Raw genomic sequence first — 14,211 nt, 5'->3', positions numbered from 1 at the left:
AGCCTGGGAGGCGGCCTAGCCTTTGGGGCGGGAAGAGTCCCTCTTTCCTCCCACGGGGCGACCGTTTAAGCCAGCCCCTTCCGGCCAACGCACCCTTCGGCCGAGACCTCTGGGCACCCTCCGGGGTGCCCTTTTCTTGTGCGCCGGTCGGACAGGGCGGCGGGCAGGGCGGCGGCTGGGATCAGGGGGCCCCTTGACAGGGAGAGTGAACTACACAAAATTGTCTACATCATCTTGTGTAGGAATCCCATGAAGCGCCCCCTGAAGCCGACCGAAGTCGAACTCAAGTTCCTGAACGTCCTGTGGGACCTGGGCCCATCCACCGTGAAGGAGGTCCATGCCTGCCTGAGCCGCCGGGAGGACTACGCCTACACCGGGGTGCTGCGGATGCTCCAGGTGATGCTGGACAAGGGTCTCGTGACGCGCGATGAGCGGCAGCGCAACCATATCTACGCCGCCGCCCACAGCCGCACGGCCATGGCGGGCGGCCTGGTGGAGGACCTGGCCGACCGGCTTTTCGGTGGCTCCGCGGCGGCCCTGGTGCTCACGGCCCTCCGCTCCGGGAAGGTCAGCCCCGAAGAGAAGGCCCGCATCCGTGAGCTGCTGGGGAAGGAGGACTGATGGGTGCCTTCGTGCAGATCCTCGGCTGGGCCCTGATCCACGCCCTCTGGCAGGACTGCCTGCTGGTGGCTTCGTCGGCGGTGTTCGGCGCCGTCCTCCGCGGCCGGGTCCGGCACGGGCTGAATGGCCTGGTCCTGTTCCTCTGCCTGGGCCTGCCCGCCGCCACGGCCTGGCATTTCCACGGGCCCGGGCCGGCGGGACCCGACCCGGCTCTCATGGAGTCCGCCCAGCTGGCCCCCGTCGCCCGCCCGCCCCGGAGGGATGCGCCCGCCCAGCCCCTGCTGGCGCGGCTGGAAGCCTCCCTGCAGCCCCGGCTGCCCCTTCTGGTGGCCTGCTGGGCCCTGGGCGCCGCCCTCATGGCCCTGCGCCTCGGCGGAGGATTCGTCCTCAGCCTGCGCTGGCGGCGCCGCGCGATTCCGGCCCCCCGGGCCTGGCAGGAGCGCCTGCACGCCCTGGCCGGGCGGATCGGCACCCTGAGGCCGGTGCGCCTGCTCCTGGCGGAGCGGGGCGATACGCCCATGGCCCTCGGGCTGTGGAAGCCGGTGGTCGTGGTCCCGGCGGCCCTGCTCACCAGCCTGCCGCCGGCCTACCTGGAGGCCCTCCTGGCGCACGAGCTGGCCCATGTGCGCCGCCTGGACTACCTGGCCAACCTGCTCCAGGGCCTCGCCGAGACCCTGCTGTTCTTCCATCCCGCCGTCTGGTGGCTCTCGGCCAGGATCCGGGCCGAGCGCGAAGAACTCGCGGACGGCCTGGCGGCCCGGGCCCTGGGCGATCCGCGGCGCCTGGCCCTGGCCCTCAACGCGCTGGACGACCTCCAGCCCACCCTCCACCACCCCCTGTTCCCGGCCCTCGCGGCCCGAGGAGGACACTTGCTCACGCGCATCGACCGCCTGCTCTCGCCCCGCCCCGCCGGCGGCTCCCCCTGGAGCCTCGCGCCCCTGCTGCTGGCGCCCTGCTTGGTCCTGGCCCTGCGCGCCGCGGCCCCGGCCCAGCCTCCCATCGGAGCGCCCGCGGAGGCAGTGGCCCAGCTGGACGCCCTGGCGGCCCGTGAGGGCCTGGATCCCCAGCTGCTCCGCAGCATGGCCTGGGTGGAGAGCGGCTTCAACATGACGGCCAAGAGCCCCATGGGCGCCACGGGCCTGCTCCAGGTCATGCCAGGGACCGCCCGCACCTACGGGGCGAAGGACCTGGACGATCCCGCCCAGGTGATGGCGGCGGGGGCGAGATACCTGCGCTTCCTGCTGGACCGCTACCAGGGGGACGTCCAGAAGGCCGTGGCGGCCTACAACTGCGGCGAGAAGGCCCTGGACGAGGGGCGCATCACCGAGGAGGCCACCCGCTACCGGGCGCTGGTGCTGGGCGTGCTGGCCGCCAAGGCCGTGCAGCCGGAGGTCCCGCTGACGGAAGGGGAGATCCAGGGCGTCATCCGCCGCGGCAGTGGCGGCCGGATCTCACTCCAGCTCCGCGCCAGCGGCCGGGGGAACCTGAAGCTGGAGGTCCTGCCGGCGGAAGGCACCGGGGCGCTGGGAACGGTCCAGATTGGGGAGAAGCATGCGGATGGGACCTACACCGTGGGCCCCTGGATGGAGGCCAGGCCCAGGATCCTGCTGGATGCCTCCAAGGCCGGGGCCGCTCTGGTGATCCGTGGCGAGGAATCTGGCATCGGCTGGCGCGGTGAAACCCGGGTGCAGCTGGACGCGCCCTGGAAGACCTTCACCTTCCAGATGAAGCAGCCGTAGACGGCGCTCCGTACGCAGAACGGCCCGGCATCGCCGGGCCGTTCTGCACAGGGCGGGTGGATCAGGCGGCGTGCACGCGGCCGCTGCGGTGCATGACCTCGGCTTCCAGCTCGGCCTCAAGGGCCTGGACCTGGCGGAGGACGGCGAGGCCGCGCGGGGAGGCGCTCATCTTGGACTCGAGCTGGTTGAACACCTCGTGCAACCGCTCGGCGGTGGTCCAGAAGGCCGGGTTGTGCTGTCGAACGCTGGAATCCATGTGCATGGCCGCTCCACTCACTTGCTGGACATCATCATCGTCTTTGATGATCACCAATGCTAGTGATGGACATCACAAGAAATGTCACGAGTTACGAACATTTTTGTCACGATCGGCATGACAATTTCGAAAGCCTTTGAAAAACATGACATCGAGGTCGTCGATGAGTCTTGAGACTCGTTTTCAGAGGCGCTATCCCGCCCGCCGGGTGGCCAGCAGGTGGCCGATGGCCACGGCCGCCGCGTCGGCCGCGTCCGCGGCCAGGGGCTCCTTCAGGTTCAGCAGGGTCATCACCATCTTCCCCACCTGGTCCTTGGCGGCCCAGCCGTAGCCGCTGACGGCCTTCTTCACCTGCATGGGGTTGTAGTCGCCCACGGGCAGGCCATGGAGGGCGGCCGTGAGCAGGATGCCGCCGCGGATCTGGCCCAGCTTGAGGGCCGTGGCGGCGTTCTTCTCCACGAAGGGGGATTCCACGGCCATGAAGCCCGGCTGGTGCGCGGCGATGGCCTCGGCCAGCCGCTCATGGACGCGCAGGGCCCGCTGGTCGAAGTCCGCCCCCCGCGGATTGCGGATGACGCCGGCCTCCACCAGGGTCAGCCGCGACCCGAAGCGCTCCACCACCGCCCAGCCGCAGGCCAGGGAGCCGGGATCCACGCCCAGGCAGCGCACAGGGGAGGGCGCGACGATCACCGGGCCTTCCGCTTGCCGGCGCCCCGGACGCTGCCCTTCGGCGGCTTGGGCTTGGCCTCGCGGGCCTTCCCACCCGCCTCGCGGGCCTTTTTCGGCGGGCGCCCCTTGGGTGCCTCGTTCCGCACGCGGACGCCACGTTCCGTGCCTCGCCGCTTCGGCTTCTCGAAGTCCCCTTCCCGCAACGTCGCAGGCGCTGCGAGTGTCGGCACGAACGTGAACGCCTTTCCATGGGCGTCCTGAGCCTTGGCTTCGGTCACCCAGGCGCTGATGCGGCGCAGGTCCTCGTCCACGGCGGTGATCTCCACCTCCACCGCGTCGCCGATGGTGATCACCACGGAGCCCCGCAGGCCCGTGGCCTTGGTGCGGTGCTCATCGATCCAGAAGCCGCCGCCCAGGGCCGCCAGGGGCACGCCCACCTCCACGAAGGGGGCGTCCAGCGTGATGAACGCCACCTTGGCGGAGAACCCCTGGATGCGGCCCTGGAAGCGCTGGCCGACGCGGCCCTTCATCAGGAGGCAGGCCTTCCACTTGTCGTTCTCGCGCTCGGCCTCGGTGGCCTTCTGCTCGGCATCGCTGGCGCCCTTGGCCAACACGGCCAAGTGGCTGTGGAGCCCCTCGGGCAGGCGCTCCCCGCGCAGCACCTTGCGGAGCAGCCGGTGGACGACGAGATCCGGATAGCGGCGGATGGGGCTCGTGAAGTGCAGGTAGTCCTGGAGGGCCAGGCCCGCGTGGCCGATGTTGTCGGCGCTGTACTCGGCCCGCTTGAGGCTGCGCAGCAGCAGCGTGTTGATCATGGCCTCCAGGGGGCCCCCGCGGATCTTGTCCAGCATGGCGTTGAGGTGCTCCGGCGTGGGCGTCTCCTTCGGTTTGAGCAGCCCGAAGGTGCGGGCCACTTCCGCGAAGATCTCCAGCTTCAGCGGGTCGGGCTCGTCGTGGATGCGGTAGATCGTGGGGATCTTCTTCCGCGTGAAGAACTGCGCCACGGTCTCGTTGGCCAGCAGCATGAACTCCTCGATCATGCGGTGGGCATCGTGGCGGGGGTAGCGGCGGGCGTCCACGGGTCGGCCTTCCGCATCGAAGATGAACTCGGCCTCTTCCGTGTCGAGGTTCATGGCGCCCCGGCCCAGGCGGGCCTCCGTGAGGCGCCGCGAGAGCACCAGGGACTCGTCCAGCAGGGCGCAGAGGTCCTCGCCCAGCTCCGCGCGCTTCCGCGTGGACAGGTCGATGGAGGCTTCCTTCACCTCGTCGTAGGTGAGGCGCTTGGCGCTGCGGATGACGCTCTCGGAGATCCGCGTCTCCACGACTTCCAGCTCGGGCGAGATCGTCATCCAGGCCGTCATGGTGAGCCGGTCCACACCCTCGCGGAGGCTGCACAGATCGCCGCTGAGGCGGTCCGGGATCATGGGGATGGCCTCGTCCGGGAAGTACACCGAGGTGCCCCGCAGCCGGGCCTCCTCGTCCAGGGGGCCACCTTCGGCGACATAGTGGCTCACATCGGCGATGTGCACGCCCAGGAGCCAGCCGCCGCCCTCGGACCTTGGCAGCACCTCCAGGCTGATGGCGTCGTCGAAGTCCTTGGCCGTGGGCGGGTCCACGGTGCAGGTCAGCGTCTCGCGCAGGTCCTCACGCCCCTGGATCCACTCCGGGGGAATGACGGTGGGGAAGGGCGCCAGTTCCTTCATGACCGCGTCCGGGAAGGCGGTGCGGAGGTTGAAGAGGGCCGCCGTGAGCTTGTTCTCGATCTTCAGGTCGGTCTTCTTGCCGAGGCGGGCCACCACGGTGCCGTGCAGCTGCTTGGCCTCGGGATCGGGATCCAGCTTCACGCTCACCAGCTCGCCGTCCTCGGCGAGGTCCGTGGGCGGCACCGAGATGATCTGGGAGAGGCGCGGCTCCAGGGGCACCACGCGCCAGCCCCAGGGCTGCTTCTGGAGCGTGCCGGGCAGGGGGGTGTCGCCCCGGCCCCTGATCTCCAGCACGCGGGCCTTGAGGCGCCCGTCCCAGCCTTCGCCGCTGACCTCGGCCACCACGCGGTCGCCGTGGATGGCGCCGTGGGCATCCCGCCAGTCCACCAGGAGATCCATGCCCGGCCCCTTGGGCATGCCCGCCACCCTCAGGAAGCCGCCGGTCCCCTCGGGGTGGCCGAGGAAGGTGGCCTCGAAGGTTTCGTACGGACGAAGCCCCGCGGATGGCCGCGGGGCTTTCGGGGCTTCCCGGCGATCGGGGGTGCGGGCCGGGGGGCGGACGGGAATGCGGGAGGCGGAACGGCGGGCCATGTCCCCAGGGTACAGGCCCCCGGAGGGGATCAGCCCTTCTTTCCCTTCTTGGCGGGCTTGACGGGCTTGGCGGGGGCGGCGGTCGCACGGCCGAACAGGACGTCCAGCTGCTTCTGCACCTTCTTGTTCTCCGGGTCCACGACCGCCAGGCGGTAGAGGAACCGGGCCTTGCCGGCCTTGTCGCCCTGGGCCTCGAGGTAGGCGGGGCTGGAGACCACGGCCTCGACCCACTTGAGCCTGTCGCCCTTGCCGGCCTTGTACTCCTCCACCTGGGCCGCCTCGCCCTTGAGCTTGTCCTCCATCACCTTCACCAGGGGATCGTAGGCCTCGCTCTCGCGCTTGGTGACGTCCAGGTAGGTCTGGAAGAACTTCACCCACTTGGCGTCGTCCACCTGCTCCTTCTCCACGCCGAGGGCGAGGTCCAACTCCTGGCGCTCGCCGGGATCCAGCACGGCCTTGCCCTTCAGCTCCTTGATGCGCGCATCGTTCTCCGCGAGCACCTGCTTGGCCCGGGCCTCGGCCTGGGTGTAGTAAGTGACGGTCTGGGTGAAGGGATCCTTGATGGCGGCGTAGCTCTCCGCGCTAAGGGCCTTGGCCGTCTTGGCGTATTCCAGGGCCTTCTCCCAGCTGCCGGCGGCGTCCGCGGTCTCCACGGCCAGGCGATAGGTCTGGCAGAGGTCCATGTAGGTCACGGCGCTCTGCACCAGGGTCTGGTTGTCGGTCTTGACGAAGGCCGGCTTCGCGGCGGGCAGCAGGCTCTCGGCCCGCTTCATGGCGTCGGGGTACTGGAGGTCCGCCATCAGCTTGTCCACGGCCGGACGCTCGGCCTTCAGGCGGTCCCCGAAGGAGGGGGCCGGAGCCTGGGCGATCAGGGCAGCGGGAAGGAGAAGAGCGGGAAGAAGGGCAAGTGTACGCATCAGCAAGACCCAGAATGAAGGGGGGCGCCCCCGGGGGGAAACCTTCATTGTTCCGGGATCCGCCAGCCTTGGCTAGTCCTGGGGTCGGATGTCGGCTTATCCCAAGGCTCCCGACCATGTCCCGACCATGTGGGTCGCGGAAGGGGCTGCGGGGCAGCCCCTGGAGCGGGGCCCCACAGGGAGGGAATCACCTCAGAAGGGCCCCACAGAGATGGAATCACCTCAGAAGTGGCCCCACAGGGAGGGAATCACCTCAGAAGTGGCCCCACAGGGAGGGAATCACCTCAGAAGGGCCCCACAGAGAGGGAATCACCTCAGAAGTGGCCCCACAGGGAGGGAATCACCTCAGAAGTGGCCCCACAGGGAGGGCATCACCTCGGATACGGCGTCACCCCAGGGCTTCGGCCATGCCCCGGACCTCAGCCTTGATCTTGTCCATCTCAGCTCGCTCGATCTTGCGCGCGGGGACGCCGCCCCAGGTCTCCCCCGTCCCCACCCGGCTCCCCGGCAGCACCACGCTCTCGGGCAGGATGGTGGCGTCGTCGCCGATGACCACGTCGCCCATGATGCAGCAGGCCAGGCCCAGGGTCGCCCGGTTGCCCACGACCACGGGGGAGATGACCAGGTTTCCCGCGCCGCCGTAGTGGGCGCAGAGGCGCACGCTGCCCCCCAGGGCCGCGTCGTCGCCGATGGTGATGAGCTGGGGATCGCTGATGTGCTCGGTGTTGATGAAGGCGTGGCGGCCGATCTTCATGCCCATGGCCCGGAGGAACCACACGCCGAAGGGGGTGAGCGTGACGAAGGGCAGGAAGGTGAACCGCACCAGGTAGAACAGCCCGTTGTGCAGGAACCAGGGCACGGCGTGGAGGGTGTAGTAGCCGCCCTTGAAGGCCCTCACCCGGGTGGGCAGCACCCAGTTGTAGACGGGGACCACGATCAGCAGCGTCAGCCCCGAGAGGAAGAAGCAGAAGGCCAGGCCGCAGCCCGCCAGGATCCAGGAGAGGGGCCCCGGGAGGGGGCGGATCCACCCGTGGAGGATGGGCCAGAGCCACAGGGCCGGGGCGAGGGCCAGGCCCAGGGCCGTGGAAGCCACGGCGTACATCGCCAGGACCGCGGCCCCGTAGGCGAAGCGGGAGAAGCGGCGCAGCAGCCGGTCCAGCGCGTTCACCGGAGGGGGATTCTTGGACTGGTCCCTGGCAAAAGGCTTCATGCCGACAGCCTAGCGGAGTCGGCAGGTAGCATGGGGGCATGGATCTGGTCCTGCTCCGCCTCTCCGCCCTCGGCGACATCCTCCGGGTCATGCCCGCCTGGGCCAACCTGCGCGAAGCCTTTCCCGACGCCCGTTTCCGGGCCGTGGTGGAGGACCGCCACGCCTTCCTGCTGGAGCCGCTGCCCTGGCTGGAGCCGGTGATCGTGCGCCGCCGGCGCCTGTCGAACCCTCTGTCGGCCCTGCCGGAGCTGAAGCGTGTGGCGGGACTGATCCGGGATGCGGAGGCCAGCCTGGACTTCCACGGCATCCTCAAGGCGGCCCTCATCCCGAAGCTGGCGGCCATCCCCGAGCGCTGGGGCGATGGCGTCACCAAGGAGTTCGCGGGCTCCCTCCAGACCCGCCCGCTGCCCTTCCGCCACCAGACCCGCTACGGCCAGGCCCTGGGGCTCTCCCGGGCTTTCGGCCTGGACCGGGGCGTGCCTGGGTTGGGCCGCTTCCGGCCAGTCCTGAAGGACGTGGCCCTGCCGGATCCGGGCGACCTCTGGCAGAAGGGGGCGAAACCCCGCGCCGTCCTGGTGCCCGGCGCCTCCCGCCGGGGGGCCATCAAGCGCTGGCCCCTGCGGCACTGGATCGCCCTGGCGGCGATGCTGAAGGACCGCTGGGACCTGCGCTGGTCCCTGGGGCCCGAGGAGGAGGATCTTCGGGACTGGCTGCCGGAGACGACGGGGGTGGCGGCCCTGCCCCGGCTGGGCTTCTGGCAGCTGGCGGCGGCCCTGCGGCAGGCGGACCGGGTGGTGGCGCCGGACACGGGCCTCCTGCACCTGGCGGTCGTCCTGGGCGTGCCCGCCCTCGGCCTCTACGGATCCAGCGATCCGGTGGTGGCGGGCCTGCCGGAGGGCGCCGGCGTGGTGCTCCGCACGGGCATCGGCTGCTCCCCCTGCCGGGAACGCGCCTGCCAGCGGCGGCAGTGCCTGGAGGAACTGGCGCCCGATCAGGTCCGCGCGGCCCTCACCGGATATTGAACTTGAACTTGCCCTCGTGGCATTCCAGGCACTTCACCTTGGGGGCCTGGTGCTGCCGGTGGCACTCCGTGCAGGGAATCTCCCCCAGGTGCGAATCGTGGGGGTTGGGCTTCGCATCCTTGGTCAGGGCCTTCATGGCGGGGTAGTCGCCGTGGCAGGTCATGCAGGAGTCAGATGCCACCGCCTTCTTGGTGGGCTTCTCCTCGTGGTGGCAGTCGAAGCAGTGGACCCCCGCCTTCGCATGGTGCTCGGGAAGCTTGTGGCTGCCGGTTTCCTGGGCGGACGAGGGCAGGGCCAGGAACAGGCCGCAGAGCAGGCTGGCGAGGCATCGGACAGGGGTCATGGCAATCCTTCATGGCCCGGGCGGCGCGGCCGGGTCGGGGGGGAAGTCCACAGAATACAGGGGCCTTGTGCGAGCAGCGTGCCTCGGCTGGCGCTCCGGATCCAGCTTCCGGTCGGTTTTTCCGCCCATGCGTGACCTCAATCACGTTTGGATGCGGGGGAATGGGGGCCGCTGATACGGGTGTAGGATCATGACCACTAAGGCATCTATGGCGGCATCTTTCCAGATCATTGCTAGTTAATCGTTGAACATTCAGGAGACCGACGCGGAGGGTATTCTCCCGGCGTCCCTGAGTCCGGAGGGTCCATATGAGAGGGAACCGCACGCACTTCGCCGCGGGCTTGGCCGTGGTGCTGGGGATGTCTTTCCCTGGGCTCCGGGCCCAGACGGCCCAGGCCCGGGCCAAGGTGCCCGCGTCGGTGCCCCGCTACCAGCCGCAGGCCGCGGTGAAGGGCCCCGTCGACCTGCCGGGGGCGGACGAGCTCATGGACCTCGGCGACGAGTGGTCCGCCGGCTTCCGGAAGTTCCACCCCGAAGCCAAGCTGATCTACCGTTCCAAGCTCACCAAGGATGCGGTCAAGGATTTCCAGGATGGCGGCGCCCTGCTCATCCTCGCGGACCGGGAGCTGACGCAGGATGAGAGCAAGGCCTTCCAGACGAAGTTCGGCTACATGCCCATGCGCATCCCCGTCTGCCTGGACGCCAACATCGTCTTCGTCAACAAGGCGAACCCCATCACTTCCATCTCCATGGAACAGCTGGACGCCATCTACTCCAGGACCCGCCTGGGGGGCAGCAAGGCACCGGCCCTCACCTGGGGCGATCTCGGGCTGAAGGGCGAGTGGGCCAAGCTGCCCATCGTGGCCTATGCCCGGGCCGAGGGCACCAACACCCGCACCTCCTTCGCCACCCAGGCCATGCTCAAGGGCGAATACCGCCCGGGCATCCAGGATCGCGGCGATTCCTCGGCGCTGGCGGAGGCAGTCATGACCGATCGGGCGGGCATCGCCTTCGGCACCATGGCCTCCTGGTACTTCGCCAACAAGGTGCTGCCCGTGACGCCCTACCACATGGAGGACGCCCGGTTCCCGAATCAGGAAGCCGTCACCACCAGCAAGTACCCCATGCCCCGCCTCTTCTACGCCTACCTGAACCGGACCCCCGGCCAGCCCCTCCCGGCGCCGGTGAACGAGGTCATCCACTTCCTCCTGACCCAGGAAGGCCAGAACGCCGTGGCCGACTCCGGCCTCCTCCCGGGCCCGCCCGAGTTCATCCAGATCGCCTTGAAGCGGCTGAGCCGCTAGCGGAGAACGGCCCTCGCGCCAAGGCGCGAGGGCCGTTCTCCGTACGGAAAGACTAGCCTCTTCTCCAGCCCACCGTGCCGTCCTTGCGGTCCTCCAGGACGATGCCCATGGCCTTGAGCTGGTCGCGGACCCGGTCGGCCTCGGGCCAGTTCTTGGCGGCCTTGGCGGCGCGGCGGGCCTCGATGAGGGCCTCCACGTCGGCGTCGAGGCTGGCTTCCTCGTGGGGCCAGGCGGCGAAGATGGCGTCGGTCTCGTCCAGGAAGGCCAGCACGGCGTCCCGCGCCTCGCGCGTGAGGGCCACGTGGTCGTCCTGGGCGTTGAGGTCGCTGATGAGCGTGAAGATCGCCGCCAGGGCCTCGGGGGTGTTGAGGTCATCGGCCATGGCCGCCCAGAAGGCCTCCCGGGCCTCCTCCAGCCGCTTCGCGGGATCCAGGGCCTCGGCCCAGGGGCCGCCGCCGGCCTGGCCTTCGCCCTCCATGCGCGTGCGGAAGGCGCGGATGCGCTTCAGTGAGTTGTCCGCGGCCCGGAGGCCCTCGAAGCTGAAGTTCAGCACCTTGCGGTAGTGGTTGCTCTGGATGGCGTAGCGCAGGGAGATGGGATCCACGCCCTTGGCGACCAGATCCCGCAGGGTGAAGAAGTTCCCCAGGCTCTTGGACATCTTCTGGCCTTCGACCAGCAGGAACTCGCCGTGGACCCAGTGGTTCACCCAGCGGTGGCCCAGGCAGCCCTCGCTCTGGGCGATCTCGTTCTCGTGGTGGGGGAAGATGAGGTCGACGCCGCCGCTGTGGATGTCCACCCGCTCGCCCAGCAGCTCCATGCCCATGGCCGAGCACTCGATGTGCCAGCCGGGGCGGCCGTGGCCCCAGGGGCTGTCCCACCAGGGCTCGCCGGGCTTGGCGGCCTTCCACAGGACGAAGTCGGTGACCGAGTCGCGCTCGTATTCGTCCGCATCCACGGAGGCGCCCGCCTGCATGCCCTCGCGGTCCAGGTGGGCCAGGCAGCCGTACTGGGGCAGGCCCGCGATGCGGTAGTAGACGCTGCCCTCGCGGGCATAGGCCAGGCCCTTGGCTTCCAAATCCTGGATCAGGCGGATCATCTGGGGAAGGTAGCCCGTGGCCCGGGGGAGGAAGTCGGCCTTCTGGATGCGGAGGGTGTCCAGATCCTCCAGGAAGATGGCCGTGAACCGCTCGGTGAGGGCCTTCATGGCCCCGTGGCGGGCCTCGTTGGTGGCTTCCGCGGGTAGGGCGCCCTGGGAATCCCGGATGATCTTGTCCTCGACATCCGTGATGTTCATGCAGTGGCGGACCTCATGGCCAGCGGCCTGGAAGGTCCGCTTGAGCAGGTCCTGGAATAGGAACGTGCGTAAATTTCCGATGTGGGCATAGTTGTAGACGGTGGGACCGCAGGTGTACAAAGAAATGGTTCCGGGCACCACCGGCACCACGGGCTCGATCTTCCGGGTCAGGGTGTTGAAAAGGGAGATCCGTCGCTGCATCTTCATGGCACTAGGTAACCATCTTTATCCAATCTTCTGAAGGCTTCGTGTGACGTGATGGGTCTCTTCGGGGGAAAAACCAGGGACCAGGCGCCCCCCGGGCGGGAGGAGCGTCTGCATCAGTTGGAGGGGGAGACCCGGGCCCTCCGGTTCCGCCTGGAGGAGACTCAGGAACTGGTGCGTCACCTCGACCAGGACCGGGACCTCCTCCTGGGCGCCGTGGAGCGGCTCCGTCCGGGGTTCTCCGCGCGGGAGCTGGGCGAGGCGCTCATGGAGGTCTGCTTCAAGCCCCTGGGCTTGGCCTGTTTCTACGTGGCCATGGCGGACTGGGAGGGCGATCAGCTGGAGTTCGTGCTCTACCACGAGGGCGGGCGGGTGCGGCAGCATCCCGCGCGGCGGCTGTCCGAGCGGGCCGGCCTCTCCGAGCGGGTGCTCTCCGGCAACCGGGCCATCTACATCCGCACCATGGAGGAGGGCCATGCCGCGGGGAGCCTGCTCACCGCGGCCGAACAGGCCACGGGACTCATCCCGCACTCCTGGTACGGCGTGCCCCTGGGGCGCGGGGCGCGGCCCCTGGGGCTCGTGAGCTTCCAGAGCTTCCAGACGGACGCCTTCAGCGAGAGCCGGCGGCGGGTCATGGACGCCCTGGCGGCCCTGATGTCCACCTGCCTGTGCCCGGAGACGGCTCAGCGGCCCTGAACCAGGGCCAGGAGGTCGTCCGGCAGCACCCGGGCGCGGTTGTCGGACCCCGCCACCAGGTGGATGCTCTCCCCCTCGGCCAGGAGGGTGCCCTCCCGCTCGATGCGGTAGCCGAACACCATGCGGCGGCGGCCGGTCTCCTGGAGGAAGGTCTTCACCTGCACCAGCTCGTCGTAGCGGGCCGGGGCGCGGAAGCGCACACGGATCTCGTTGACCACCAGGCGCACGCCCCGGGCCTCCCAGTCCGCGTAGCTCTGGCCCAGCTCCCGCAGGAAGTCGCTGCGCCCCAGCTCCATCCACACCGGGTAGGTCGCATGGTGCACGATGCCCATGGCATCCGTCTCGGCGTAGCGCACCCGGAGTTCGGTCAGAGATTCCATGGTTGGATTATCCACCACTCTGACTACCCCCATATCGGACAGCGCCCCGCGCTGCCCTCCCGCTCCCGCTGCGCTGCGCTTGCGGTCGCGGACGGGGCCCCGTGGTGCACGATGCCCATGGCATCGGTCTCGGCGTAGCGCACCCGGAGTTCGGTCAGCGATTCCATGGGGGCAGTCCTCAGTCTTCAGTCTTCAGTCCTCAGTCTTCAGTGGCGCGGCGTGATCGTCCATCAAAAAGCCCCGCCGGGGCGGGGCTTGTGGTGCGCGCGGAGGGGCTCCCGGCTACTCGACGGTGACTCGGATGTGATCGCCCTTGTCCGTGGTGACTTCCAGGAGCAGGTCCCCAGGCTTGGCGCTGGAGAGGAGCTTCTGGAGCTGCTCGGGCTTCATGCCCTTCTTGGTTTCCCCGTTGATCTTGATCTCGCCCTCGCCGGCCATGTCGAGGATGCCGTTGGCCAGGGTGATGGGCATGCGGACATGGACCTCGTTGGGGCCGTCCACGCCCTTCTGCCTGGCATGGTGGTGGAAGGATTTGGAGACGATGTCCACCTTGATGAACCGCGCGGTCTGCGCGGCCAGAGGAAGGCTGAGGCTGGCCGCCAGGGCCAGCGGGATCATGACGGCGCGCATGGGCGGCCTCCTTGGAAGGAAAGGGGTTCGGCACTCGCCGATTCACCAGGGATTACGGGCCTCGGACCCGGCGGATTAGCCCGGTTATCCTGGAAGATGGAACGGAAGCCCGCCCGCCTCCATCCAATTCCATGTGCGGTCAGTCCGCCCCTTTTCCGGAGTTCCAGCATGAAAGCCCTTGCCGCCGTCCTGCTCATCGCCGCGCCCCTGGTGGCCCAGGGACCCGTGAAGTGGGAGCACGACTACCAGACCGCGCTCAAGCGCGCCAAGGCCGAGAAGAAGATCATCTTCATGGACCTCTGGACCGAGTGGTGCCCGCCCTGCCAGTACCTGCAGAAGAACGTCTTCCCCAGCGCCGAGGGCCAGGCCGCCCTGGCCAAGGTGGTGCCCTTCTCCGCCCTGGTGGAGAAGCGCGACCGGACGCCGCTGGCCGAGGGGAAGAAGCTGGCCGAGAAGTTCGGCCTCGAAGCCTATCCCACCATGGTGGTCCTGGACGCCGATGGCAAGGAGGTCCGCCGCCAGGTGGGCGCCTTCCGCACCGGCGCCGAGTTCGCGGCCTGGCTGGGGCAGAAGTAGCTTTTGGCTATCGGCTGTCAGCTCTCAGTCAAAGCACGGCGGCCTCCGGGCCGCCG

At 69.1% G+C, this 14,211-nt stretch carries 15 protein-coding genes; 6 read left to right on the top strand and 9 right to left on the bottom strand.

The window, feature by feature from the left end; all coding sequences use genetic code 11:
* Nucleotides 1-249: 249 nt before the first annotated feature.
* Entirely contained in the window at nucleotides 250-621 is a 372-nt protein-coding gene (locus tag G398_RS0105885; protein ID WP_043483861.1) for a BlaI/MecI/CopY family transcriptional regulator, read from the top strand.
* On the top strand, nucleotides 621-2,360 hold the full coding sequence (locus G398_RS19395; protein ID WP_052571555.1) for a M56 family metallopeptidase: 1,740 nt from the start codon (nucleotides 621-623) through the stop codon (nucleotides 2,358-2,360). Before G398_RS0105885 ends, G398_RS19395 begins: the two co-directional genes overlap by 1 nt.
* Nucleotides 2,361-2,421: 61 nt before the next feature.
* On the opposite strand, the gene G398_RS0105875 is transcribed toward G398_RS19395, so the two are convergent.
* From G398_RS0105875 to G398_RS0105855, 5 genes are all read right to left on the bottom strand, one after another.
* Nucleotides 2,422-2,622 (bottom strand): hypothetical protein, encoded by a 201-nt coding sequence (locus tag G398_RS0105875; RefSeq protein ID WP_026852903.1) that lies wholly within the window; start codon nucleotides 2,620-2,622, stop codon nucleotides 2,422-2,424.
* Between the two features lie 186 nt (nucleotides 2,623-2,808).
* On the bottom strand, nucleotides 2,809-3,306 hold the full coding sequence (gene ruvC, locus G398_RS0105870) for a crossover junction endodeoxyribonuclease RuvC (protein WP_211229050.1): 498 nt from the start codon (nucleotides 3,304-3,306) through the stop codon (nucleotides 2,809-2,811).
* Nucleotides 3,303-5,579, bottom strand: coding sequence for a ribonuclease R family protein (locus tag G398_RS16585; RefSeq protein ID WP_052571553.1), 2,277 nt, complete (start codon nucleotides 5,577-5,579; stop codon nucleotides 3,303-3,305). Before G398_RS16585 ends, ruvC begins: the two co-directional genes overlap by 4 nt.
* 29 nt (nucleotides 5,580-5,608) lie before the next feature.
* Nucleotides 5,609-6,496, bottom strand: a complete 888-nt coding sequence (locus G398_RS0105860) for a hypothetical protein (RefSeq protein ID WP_026852901.1) — start codon at nucleotides 6,494-6,496, stop codon at nucleotides 5,609-5,611.
* 388 nt (nucleotides 6,497-6,884) lie between these two features.
* Nucleotides 6,885-7,706 carry a hypothetical protein gene (locus tag G398_RS0105855; RefSeq protein WP_026852900.1) on the bottom strand — a complete coding sequence of 274 codons (822 nt, stop codon included), beginning with the start codon at nucleotides 7,704-7,706 and terminating at the stop codon, nucleotides 6,885-6,887.
* Between the two features lie 38 nt (nucleotides 7,707-7,744).
* On the opposite strand from G398_RS0105855, the gene G398_RS0105850 reads away from it, so the two are divergent.
* Nucleotides 7,745-8,728 carry a glycosyltransferase family 9 protein gene (locus tag G398_RS0105850; protein WP_026852899.1) on the top strand — a complete coding sequence of 328 codons (984 nt, stop codon included), beginning with the start codon at nucleotides 7,745-7,747 and terminating at the stop codon, nucleotides 8,726-8,728.
* Here the strand turns inward: G398_RS0105850 and G398_RS0105845 are convergent.
* Complete coding sequence (locus G398_RS0105845) at nucleotides 8,715-9,071, bottom strand: cytochrome c3 family protein (RefSeq protein WP_052571551.1); 357 nt, start codon at nucleotides 9,069-9,071, stop codon at nucleotides 8,715-8,717. The genes G398_RS0105850 and G398_RS0105845 overlap by 14 nt on opposite strands.
* A 308-nt stretch (nucleotides 9,072-9,379) precedes the next feature.
* On the opposite strand from G398_RS0105845, the gene G398_RS0105840 reads away from it, so the two are divergent.
* A complete protein-coding gene (locus G398_RS0105840) occupies nucleotides 9,380-10,375 on the top strand; it encodes a PstS family phosphate ABC transporter substrate-binding protein (protein WP_026852897.1) in 996 nt (331 codons plus the stop codon).
* 52 nt (nucleotides 10,376-10,427) lie between these two features.
* On the opposite strand, the gene cysS is transcribed toward G398_RS0105840, so the two are convergent.
* The gene (gene cysS / locus G398_RS0105835; RefSeq protein WP_026852896.1) at nucleotides 10,428-11,876 is read right to left on the bottom strand and encodes a cysteine--tRNA ligase; all 1,449 of its coding nucleotides are present in this window, start codon (nucleotides 11,874-11,876) and stop codon (nucleotides 10,428-10,430) included.
* 171 nt (nucleotides 11,877-12,047) lie between these two features.
* Here cysS and G398_RS0105830 point away from each other — a divergent pair, with 171 nt between their 5' ends.
* Entirely contained in the window at nucleotides 12,048-12,569 is a 522-nt protein-coding gene (locus tag G398_RS0105830; protein ID WP_157492297.1) for a GAF domain-containing protein, read from the top strand.
* Here G398_RS0105830 and G398_RS0105825 read toward each other — a convergent pair.
* Together G398_RS0105825 and G398_RS21005 are read right to left on the bottom strand one after the other, a co-directional pair.
* A complete protein-coding gene (locus G398_RS0105825; protein WP_026852894.1) occupies nucleotides 12,557-12,949 on the bottom strand; it encodes an acyl-CoA thioesterase in 393 nt (130 codons plus the stop codon). The genes G398_RS0105830 and G398_RS0105825 overlap by 13 nt on opposite strands.
* A 282-nt stretch (nucleotides 12,950-13,231) precedes the next feature.
* Nucleotides 13,232-13,579 (bottom strand): hypothetical protein, encoded by a 348-nt coding sequence (locus G398_RS21005; RefSeq protein ID WP_026852893.1) that lies wholly within the window; start codon nucleotides 13,577-13,579, stop codon nucleotides 13,232-13,234.
* A 168-nt stretch (nucleotides 13,580-13,747) separates the two neighbouring features.
* Here G398_RS21005 and G398_RS21000 point away from each other — a divergent pair, with 168 nt between their 5' ends.
* Complete coding sequence (locus G398_RS21000; RefSeq protein WP_052571549.1) at nucleotides 13,748-14,155, top strand: thioredoxin family protein; 408 nt, start codon at nucleotides 13,748-13,750, stop codon at nucleotides 14,153-14,155.
* The last annotated feature ends 56 nt before the right edge of the window (nucleotides 14,156-14,211 follow it).

It is taken from the genome of Geothrix fermentans DSM 14018, from assembly GCF_000428885.1.
Lineage (GTDB): Bacteria > Acidobacteriota > Holophagae > Holophagales > Holophagaceae > Geothrix > Geothrix fermentans.
This window is presented reverse-complemented; position numbering and strand designations above follow the sequence as displayed.

Bases quoted from the DNA above. Each gene is read 5' to 3' on its own strand.
- G398_RS0105885 (WP_043483861.1), top strand. From the start codon at position 250: ATGAAGCGCCCCCTGAAGCCGACCGAAGTCGAACTCAAGTTCCTGAAC.
- G398_RS19395 (WP_052571555.1), top strand. From the start codon at position 621: ATGGGTGCCTTCGTGCAGATCCTCGGCTGGGCCCTGATCCACGCCCTC.
- G398_RS0105875 (WP_026852903.1), bottom strand. From the start codon at position 2,622: ATGCACATGGATTCCAGCGTTCGACAGCACAACCCGGCCTTCTGGACC.
- G398_RS16585 (WP_052571553.1), bottom strand. From the start codon at position 5,579: ATGGCCCGCCGTTCCGCCTCCCGCATTCCCGTCCGCCCCCCGGCCCGC.
- G398_RS0105860 (WP_026852901.1), bottom strand. From the start codon at position 6,496: ATGCGTACACTTGCCCTTCTTCCCGCTCTTCTCCTTCCCGCTGCCCTG.
- G398_RS0105855 (WP_026852900.1), bottom strand. From the start codon at position 7,706: ATGAAGCCTTTTGCCAGGGACCAGTCCAAGAATCCCCCTCCGGTGAAC.
- G398_RS0105850 (WP_026852899.1), top strand. From the start codon at position 7,745: ATGGATCTGGTCCTGCTCCGCCTCTCCGCCCTCGGCGACATCCTCCGG.
- G398_RS0105845 (WP_052571551.1), bottom strand. From the start codon at position 9,071: ATGACCCCTGTCCGATGCCTCGCCAGCCTGCTCTGCGGCCTGTTCCTG.
- G398_RS0105840 (WP_026852897.1), top strand. From the start codon at position 9,380: ATGAGAGGGAACCGCACGCACTTCGCCGCGGGCTTGGCCGTGGTGCTG.
- cysS (WP_026852896.1), bottom strand. From the start codon at position 11,876: ATGAAGATGCAGCGACGGATCTCCCTTTTCAACACCCTGACCCGGAAG.
- G398_RS0105825 (WP_026852894.1), bottom strand. From the start codon at position 12,949: ATGGAATCTCTGACCGAACTCCGGGTGCGCTACGCCGAGACGGATGCC.
- G398_RS21005 (WP_026852893.1), bottom strand. From the start codon at position 13,579: ATGCGCGCCGTCATGATCCCGCTGGCCCTGGCGGCCAGCCTCAGCCTT.
- G398_RS21000 (WP_052571549.1), top strand. From the start codon at position 13,748: ATGAAAGCCCTTGCCGCCGTCCTGCTCATCGCCGCGCCCCTGGTGGCC.